7 protein-coding genes are annotated in these 7,868 nt (G+C 62.8%); 6 read left to right on the top strand and 1 reads right to left on the bottom strand.

The window, feature by feature from the left end:
• Positions 1-132: 132 nt before the first annotated feature.
• On the top strand, positions 133-2,022 hold the full coding sequence (locus tag ACTS2Z_RS06205) for a SurA N-terminal domain-containing protein (protein WP_442572351.1): 1,890 nt from the start codon (positions 133-135) through the stop codon (positions 2,020-2,022).
• Between the two features lie 8 nt (positions 2,023-2,030).
• The gene (gene trpE, locus ACTS2Z_RS06210; RefSeq protein ID WP_442572352.1) at positions 2,031-3,533 is read left to right on the top strand and encodes an anthranilate synthase component I; all 1,503 of its coding nucleotides are present in this window, start codon (positions 2,031-2,033) and stop codon (positions 3,531-3,533) included.
• Here trpE and ACTS2Z_RS06215 read toward each other — a convergent pair.
• Entirely contained in the window at positions 3,530-4,435 is a 906-nt protein-coding gene (locus ACTS2Z_RS06215) for a divergent polysaccharide deacetylase family protein (protein ID WP_442572353.1), read from the bottom strand. The two genes, trpE and ACTS2Z_RS06215, sit on opposite strands and share 4 nt — an antisense overlap.
• A gap of 93 nt (positions 4,436-4,528) precedes the next feature.
• On the opposite strand from ACTS2Z_RS06215, the gene ACTS2Z_RS06220 reads away from it, so the two are divergent.
• From ACTS2Z_RS06220 to lexA, 4 genes are all read left to right on the top strand, one after another.
• Positions 4,529-5,116, top strand: a complete 588-nt coding sequence (locus tag ACTS2Z_RS06220) for an anthranilate synthase component II (protein WP_442572354.1) — start codon at positions 4,529-4,531, stop codon at positions 5,114-5,116.
• Positions 5,113-6,129, top strand: coding sequence for an anthranilate phosphoribosyltransferase (gene trpD, locus ACTS2Z_RS06225; protein ID WP_442572355.1), 1,017 nt, complete (start codon positions 5,113-5,115; stop codon positions 6,127-6,129). The genes ACTS2Z_RS06220 and trpD overlap by 4 nt, the downstream gene beginning before the upstream one ends.
• A 16-nt stretch (positions 6,130-6,145) precedes the next feature.
• The gene (trpC, locus tag ACTS2Z_RS06230) at positions 6,146-6,952 is read left to right on the top strand and encodes an indole-3-glycerol phosphate synthase TrpC (protein ID WP_442572356.1); all 807 of its coding nucleotides are present in this window, start codon (positions 6,146-6,148) and stop codon (positions 6,950-6,952) included.
• A gap of 88 nt (positions 6,953-7,040) precedes the next feature.
• Positions 7,041-7,712, top strand: coding sequence for a transcriptional repressor LexA (lexA, locus tag ACTS2Z_RS06235; RefSeq protein WP_442572357.1), 672 nt, complete (start codon positions 7,041-7,043; stop codon positions 7,710-7,712).
• Positions 7,713-7,868 lie beyond the last annotated feature (156 nt).

The raw sequence follows: 7,868 nt of genomic DNA on the forward strand, positions 1-7,868 counted from the left end.
CGCCAACGGCAAACACCAAGCGGTTCCGGACAGGCCAGCAGCCTTGCCCGGCGCACCTGCCACGGCTAGGGTCCGCCGCCTTGGCAGGCCCCGGCCTGTCGCAGTCCTCTTCACCGGTGTAATTGACGCTCCATGCTCTCTGTCATTCGAAATCTCGCCCGCTCTCCCCTCGCCGTTCTGATCATCATCGTTCCGGTGGTGGCCGCGTTCGCGCTGTTCGGCATCAACGACATTTTCACCGGCACCGGTAACGCCGTCGCGACGGTGGGTTCAGAGCGCGTCACCGTGCAGACGGTCAGCCGCACGATGCAGCGCGAGATGCGCCGCATCCAGATCGAGAACCCGCGCGTGACGCAACAGGAAGCCGACGCGGCAGGCCTTGGCGACGGCATCATGAACATGCTGGTGGCGCAGGCAGCGATCACGGCACAGTCGCGCGAACTGGGCATCGCCGCGACGGACGAGCAGGTTGCCGAGTTGATTCAGGATGCGCCGGCCTTCCAGAGCGTGTTCAACAATCGCTTCGATCCGGCGGCCTATAATGAATGGCTGCGCCAGGAGGGCTGGACGGCCAATACGTTCGAAGACCAGTTGCGCAGTGACCTGCAACGCCAGCAATTCATCGATGCGGCCCTTTCGGGCGCAACCCCGCCTGCCCTCTTCGACCAGCTGCGCGCCCGCTTTCAGGGCGAAACGCGCACGATCCGGGCCCTGCTGGTCCCGCCAGAACTGGCCGGCGAGCCGGGCGCGCCGGACGACGAGACGCTCCAGGCCTTCATCCAAGAGAACGCAAACTTCTTCACCTTGCCGGAACAGCGCCGCATTTCGCTGGTGCGCCTTGACCCGCAACTGGTCTCGCCTGACGTCGAGGTTGATGAGGCAGAACTGCGTGAACTTTATGATATGCGCGCGGAAACCGGCGAACTGGCCGATCCGGCCGTTCGCACCTTCCTGCAATGGGTGACGCCGGATGAAGCCACCGCGCAGGCTGTTGTGGACCGTCTGAATGCCGGTGAAGCACCAGCAGGAATTTCTGGCGCTACCGGGCTTGGTGAGCCTGTACGGCTGGAGAATGTGGAAGTCTTCGCCGTTCCCGATCAGGTGATCGCGCAAGCCGCCTTCGAAATGGCTCAAGGTGAAGCGCGCGCGGTTCAGGGCCGTCTTGGCTGGCGGGCCGTCTATGTCGAAACGGCCAGCGATCCGGAGGTGCCCGCATTCGAAGACGTCGCCGAGGAGCTTCGTACCGAGCTTGCTGGTGATGCTGCCGAATATCGTGTTCTGGACGCGCTCGCCGAGTTCGAGGACCAGCGTGGACGCGGTGCGACGCTTGAAGAGGCGGCTGACGCCGCCGGCATTCCGCTGGAGCAATTCGACTTCATGACACCGGATGCGTTCGAAGCGGCATCTGGCTCACCGCTGATGAGCATTATCCGCGAGGAAGCCATCCTTGAAGCGGCCCGCACCACTGAAGAAGGCTTTACCTCAGAGTTCACGCCGTACGGCGATGGCGGCTATTTCATCGTGCGTGTCGATGCCATCCGCCCCAGCGCGCTGGCACCGCTTTCCGAGGTGCGCGAGCAGGCTTCTTCCTTCTGGCGCCTGCGCCAGATTGATGACCGTCTCCAGGAGACCGTCACGGCGGCACTTGAGCGCGCCCAGGCTGGTGAAAGCCTCGATGCTATCGCAGCCAGCATTCCCGGCACGCGCGTCGAGGAAACCACGATTGGCCGCACCCAGACGGCTGGTCCGTTCACACAAGCGCTCGTGGGGGCCGCGTTTACTGCCCAGACCGACACACCATTTGAATCGCGTGCCGGCGACCAGCGTACGCGCGCCGTTGCTGTGGTGACCGCCATCAATGCAGGCTCCGGCGACCTTGGTGCAGAAGCCACGCAAACCCTTGCGCAAGGCTATGAGGAAGATGTGGTTGCAGCACTGGAGCGTGCCCTTCTGGATGCCTATCCGGTGCGGATCAACGCCCAGCTTCGTGATGCAGCCCTGGGCCGCACGGAAGTCGAATAGGCCACATCATGAGCCTTGGCGATCTGGACATTGACGCGGCCATTGCGCGCTGTGAGGCCGAGGGCCGTGTCCTTCTCACCTCGCAGCGTGTGGACGACCTCGAAAACCCGGTTTCAGCCTATCTGAAACTATCGGGTACCGCGCGCCATTCCTGCCTGCTGGAAAGTGTAGAAGGCGGGACCTATCGGGGGCGCTATTCGGCCATTGCCCTTGATCCGGATCTCATCTGGCAATGCCGGGACGGCGTTGCCCGTATCGCCCGTGCGGACGATTTCGAGGCGACGCCCGAACGCCTTGAGGAGGATGGCGCACCCCTGCCCTCCTTGAAGCGGCTGCTGGCGGAATCTGCCCTGGATGTACCTGCGTCGCTCGCGCCGATTGCCGCAGGCCTCTTTGGATATCTCGGCTATGACATGATCCGGGAGATCGAGAGACTTCCCGCCAGCGCGCCTTCCGATCCGCTGGGTACGCCCGATGCATTCCTGATGCGTCCGCGCGTGGTAGTCGTATTCGATGCTGTACGTCAGGAGATTCTGGCGGCAGCGCCTGCCCGGCTCTCCAACGGCGTCACCGCCCGCGAGGCCGTTGAGGCCGCTGCGAGGCGGATCGAGGCTGTGTTTGACCGCCTTGATTCTGCTGCGCCCGTGCATCGTGCCGTACAGGAACCCTCGGCGATGGACGAACCGGCCAGCAATATGGAGCCGGCGGCCTTCCACGCAAACGTGAACCGGTCGCGCGAGTATATCCGCGCGGGTGATGCCTTCCAGATCGTGACAAGCCAGCGCTTCTCGGCTCCGTTCACCGCTCCACCTTTCGCGCTCTACCGCTCCTTGCGTCGGACCAACCCCTCGCCCTTCCTGTTCTTCTTTGATTTCGACGGCTTTTCGATTGCCGGTTCCAGCCCTGAAATCCTGGTACGCCTGCGCGACAATACGGTCACGGTCCGGCCCATTGCAGGCACACGGCCGCGCGGCGCCACGCCGGAAGAGGACAATGCCAACGAGGCCGAATTGCTGGCTGACCCAAAGGAGCGTTCAGAGCACCTGATGCTGCTGGATCTTGGACGTAATGATGTGGGGCGCGTCGCGAAACAGGGCAGCGTGCGCGTGACAGAGCGCGAGATCGTTGAGCGCTACAGCCATGTCATGCACATCGTCTCCAATGTCGAAGGTGAGCTGAAAGAGGGCGAGGACGCGGTGTCGGCTCTCTTTGCAGGCTTTCCGGCCGGCACGGTCTCCGGCGCGCCCAAGGTCCGCGCAATGGAGATCATTGAAGAGCTGGAGCCGCACCGGCGTGGAATCTATGCAGGCGCGGTCGGCTATTTCGGTGCCGGTGGCGGAATGGATACCTGTATTGCCCTTCGCACGGCGGTCCTGAAAGACGGCATGATGCACGTTCAGGCCGGTGCCGGGGTCGTGCTTGATTCCGATCCGGAAGCCGAGCGCATCGAGACGGTGAACAAGGCCAAGGCCCTGTTCCGGGCCGCCGCAGAGGCCTGGCGATTCTCCTAGCTCGATCGTCCGGACGCCTGCCGGGCAGCCAGATCACGCATTCCTACAAGTTCAACGCCCATAGCCTTGGCCCTTTCGGGCAGGGTTGCGAGCGCCGCCAGCGTTACAGCATGAGGATGCGCGATGGCTATCGCCGAGCCGGTCTCCACAGCACGGCGCAGGGCTTCATCGATGGCCCGGTCAATCGCCTGCACTGACCGGTCGTGATCAAGGAAGACGTCACGGCGGAAGCTGATTGTACCGGACTGCGCCACTGCGGAGGCCGCTACCGAACCCGGATGCGTGAGAGAATCCACAAAAATCAGCGAAGACTCACCGATGACCGATGCAACGCGCTCCATGGCGGCGCGGTCTGCCGTCATGGCACTGCCCATGTGATTATTCAGGCCGACTGCGCCCGGCACCCGGGCCAAAGCCCAGGACAGGCGTGCTGCAATGTCGGCGCGGGAATGGCTGCGTAGTAGAGCATTGGGTCCCGGATCATCCAGCCCTACAGGCTCCATTGGCAGGTGGACGAACACATCATGGCCGGCATCGCCCGCCGCGCGGGCAATTTCGGGCGCCGCATCGGCAAATGGCAGGACGGAAACCGTCAGCGGGAAGCCGATATCGAGCACTGCTTGCGCCAGGGCCCTGTCAGGCCCCACATCATCCATGATGACCGCGAGCATGGGCCTTGGGGTAGCCTGGACGGCCGGGGTTTGCGGGGGCGTTACCTCGGTCGCCAGAGGCGCCTCCACCTGCTGCACAGGCGCGGCAACGGCAGAGTCCAACGTCTGCGTGATCAGCCCGGCCGCCGGCGCCGGCCGGTTACCAGCCTGAATGGCCAGTCCCGCCAGCAACAGCATCGCTGCGGCGGCTGCACTGGCCAACTGGATGAAACTTGTGGAGGGCGCGGACATGAAAATCATGCCTAAGCTGAGTCGGCATCATTGGCGGGTCCCTCATGCGCCGCTAGATTGCCATGCCGCGCTGCAATACGGACGTCCTCGGGCATGCTGCTTATCATCGACAATTACGACAGCTTCACCTTCAACCTCGTGCATTATTTCGAGGAACTTGGTGCGCAGACGCGGGTGATCCGCAATGATGCGATGAGTGCTGAGGCCGCGCTGGCGCTGGGCGCCGATGCTGTCGTTCTGTCGCCAGGGCCATGCGATCCCGACCGGGCGGGCATATGCCTCGAATTGCTTGGGCGCGCGCCGGCCGATCTTCCAATTCTGGGCGTCTGTCTCGGTCATCAGGCGATGGGCCAGGTCTATGGCGGAAAGGTTGTCCAGGCGCGTGAGATCATGCACGGCAAGACCAGCCCGATAGACCATGACGGCACCGGCGTGTTTGCCGGACTGCCCTCACCCTTCGAAGCCACGCGCTATCATTCACTGGCCGTGAACCTTCCCGAAAACAGCGATCTGATCGTCAATGCCCGCACCGCCGATGGCGAAATCATGGGCGTTCGACACAAGAGCCGCCCTGTGCATGGCGTGCAATTCCACCCGGAATCCATTGCTTCCCAGCATGGCCACGCCTTGCTTCGAAACTTCCTGAACCTCATCCCCGGCCGTAAGGACAAGGCGGCATGAGTGCCATGCGTCCGGCCATTACTGCGCTGGCTTCGGGACAGCTGCCCGAAACGCCTGCGCTGGAAGCGGCCTTTGGCGCGCTGATGGACGGCGAGGCGGATCTTGCGGAAGTCGGCGGCTTCCTGATTGGCCTGGCGGCGATTGGCGAGAATCCGGCCGTTCTGGCGACCGGCGCCCGGGCCATGCGGGCCCGCATGCGGATGGTGACAGCGCCTGACACTGCGATCGATACCTGCGGTACCGGCGGCGATGCGCGGGGAACGTGGAATATCTCCACGGCTGCCGCCATCGTGGCTGCGGCGGCTGGCGCAGTGGTTGCCAAGCACGGCAACAAGGCAGCCTCATCGAAATCAGGTTCTGCAGAAGTGCTGGAATCCGTTGGCGTGAACCTGATGGCCACGCCGGAGCAAACCGCGCGCGCGCTGGACGAGGCGCGTGTCGCCTTTCTCTTCGCCCAGGCCCATCACGGCGCAGTGCGCCATGTCGCGCCAGCCCGCAAGACGCTTGGCGTGCGGACGGTTTTTAATCTTCTGGGCCCGCTCTCCAATCCGGCAGGCACCCGCCGGCAATTGCTGGGTGTTTTCGACCGCCGCTGGCTCGTGCCAATGGCGGAAGCCTTGCGGGACCTCGGCGCAGAACGAGCCTGGATCGTCCATGGCTCTGACGGGCTCGATGAGATCACCACCACAGGCGAGACCCATGTGGCGGCGCTGGAAGCCGATGGAAGCGTGCGCACTTTCACCCTGTCGCCGGAAGAGGCAGGCCTGCAGCGCGTCGGTCTGGATGCTCTCAAAGGCGGTGAGCCGGCAGAGAATGCAGCGGCGCTTCACCGGCTTCTGGACGGTGAGCCGGGTGCCTATCGCGATATCGTGCTGATGAATGCGGGCGCGGCCTTGATACTCACAGGCCTTGCAAACGACCTCAAGGAGGGTGTCCGTCTCGGCGCGCATGCCATCGACGACGGACGGGCCAAAACCACACTGGCAAGCCTGGTTGCCGCAACAAACTCTTGAAGGACACAGGTGAGAGATGAGTGACACGCTGGAGCGCATCGGCGTCTACAAGCGCGCCGATACCGCCCGACGCAAGGCGGAAACCGGCTATGAGGCGATCAGCGCCCGCGCGAAAGAGAGTGCGCCTGTGCGCGGCTTCCTCAAGGCGCTTCAGCACCGTCAGCGGAGCGATGGCCTCGCCCTGATTGCGGAAATCAAGAAGGCCAGTCCGTCACGCGGGCTGATCCGGGCCGATTTCGACCCTCCGGCGCTGGCAAAGGCTTATGAGGATGGCGGCGCGGCCTGCCTCTCCATTCTGACCGACTCAGAAAGCTTTCAGGGCGCAGATTCGCACCTCGTGGCGGCACGCGCGGCGGTATCGTTGCCCGTGTTGCGCAAGGATTTCCTCTATGATCCCTGGCAGGTTGCAGAAGCACGCGCGCTTGGTGCCGATTGCATTCTCGTCATCATGGCCGCTGTCGATGATGTTCTGGCATCCGAACTGGTGGCCGAAGCCCATCACTGGAACATGGACGCACTGATTGAAATCCATGATTCTGCTGAACTGGAGCAAGCACTTAAACTACCCTCTCCGCTTCTTGGCATAAATAACCGAAATCTCCGAACCTTTGACGTTTCTCTGGCAACATTCGAAGCCCTTTCGGCACGTGTTCCGGACGACCGCTTTCTCGTTGCAGAAAGCGGGATATTCACGCCAGACGATGCTCGCCGCGTGATGGCGGCAGGAGCGAAAGGCCTGCTTGTCGGCGAAAGCCTGATGCGGCAGGAGAATGTCTCGCAAGCGGTAAGAGCACTGATGAATATCCAGCCCCTTGCACAATGAGGCTTGACCCAAAAACGGAACAGGCATAGAACAAACCGTGGCCTTTTACGGTTTTCTTCTTACGACCAGCTGGAGTTCAGACCCCCTCATGCTGACCCGCAAACAACACGAATTGCTGCTTTTCATCCACAAACGCCTGTCGGAAGACGGCGTTTCGCCCTCATTCGACGAGATGAAGGAAGCGCTCGATCTGGCATCGAAGTCGGGTGTGCACCGGCTGGTCAGCGCGCTGGAGGAACGCGGGTTCATCCGCCGCCTTGCGCACAGGGCCCGTGCCCTGGAAGTCCTGAAGCTGCCCGAAGCCTCCGCACCCCGGGCAAGCACGTCCGATAATGTCGTCAGTGGCAATTTTGCCCGGCGCGAAGTTGAAACCGATTCCGTCGATGTGCCGCTGCTCGGCAAGATCGCTGCCGGTGTGCCGATTGAGGCGATCCAGCACGAGACCGACCGCTTTGGCGTTCCCTCTCAAATGGTGTCTGGCGGAGAGCATTTCGCCCTTGAGGTGGAAGGTGATTCCATGATCGAGGCAGGCATTCTTGATGGCGACTATGTGATCATCCGGCGCGGCGATACCGCCAATAACGGAGAGATCGTCGTTGCTCTGGTCGATAATGAGGAAGCGACCCTGAAACGCCTGCGCCGCAAGGGCGGCTCCATCGCTCTTGAAGCGGCCAACCCTGCGTATGAAACACGGATTTTCGGTCCTGACCGGGTGAAGGTTCAGGGCCGTCTGGTCGGTCTTATCCGCCGCTACCACTAAGACCGGGCAATCGCTGGCTCCTGGCAGGTTCAGCTTTCCCTTTCACGGTGCCAGGCGCGCTGCGAGCTGGAATCCATGGCACCGCGCAGACGGACAATGCGTCCGTCTCGAACCCATAGCTCGGCGCTGCCGAGATCTTCACGGGCGGTATCATCC

This window comes from Glycocaulis sp. (genome assembly GCF_052168375.1).
In the GTDB taxonomy this organism is placed as follows: Bacteria; Pseudomonadota; Alphaproteobacteria; order Caulobacterales; family Maricaulaceae; genus Glycocaulis.

Bases quoted from the DNA above. Each gene is read 5' to 3' on its own strand.
- ACTS2Z_RS06205 (WP_442572351.1), top strand. From the start codon at position 133: ATGCTCTCTGTCATTCGAAATCTCGCCCGCTCTCCCCTCGCCGTTCTG.
- trpE (WP_442572352.1), top strand. From the start codon at position 2,031: ATGAGCCTTGGCGATCTGGACATTGACGCGGCCATTGCGCGCTGTGAG.
- ACTS2Z_RS06215 (WP_442572353.1), bottom strand. From the start codon at position 4,435: ATGTCCGCGCCCTCCACAAGTTTCATCCAGTTGGCCAGTGCAGCCGCC.
- ACTS2Z_RS06220 (WP_442572354.1), top strand. From the start codon at position 4,529: ATGCTGCTTATCATCGACAATTACGACAGCTTCACCTTCAACCTCGTG.
- trpD (WP_442572355.1), top strand. From the start codon at position 5,113: ATGAGTGCCATGCGTCCGGCCATTACTGCGCTGGCTTCGGGACAGCTG.
- trpC (WP_442572356.1), top strand. From the start codon at position 6,146: ATGAGTGACACGCTGGAGCGCATCGGCGTCTACAAGCGCGCCGATACC.
- lexA (WP_442572357.1), top strand. From the start codon at position 7,041: ATGCTGACCCGCAAACAACACGAATTGCTGCTTTTCATCCACAAACGC.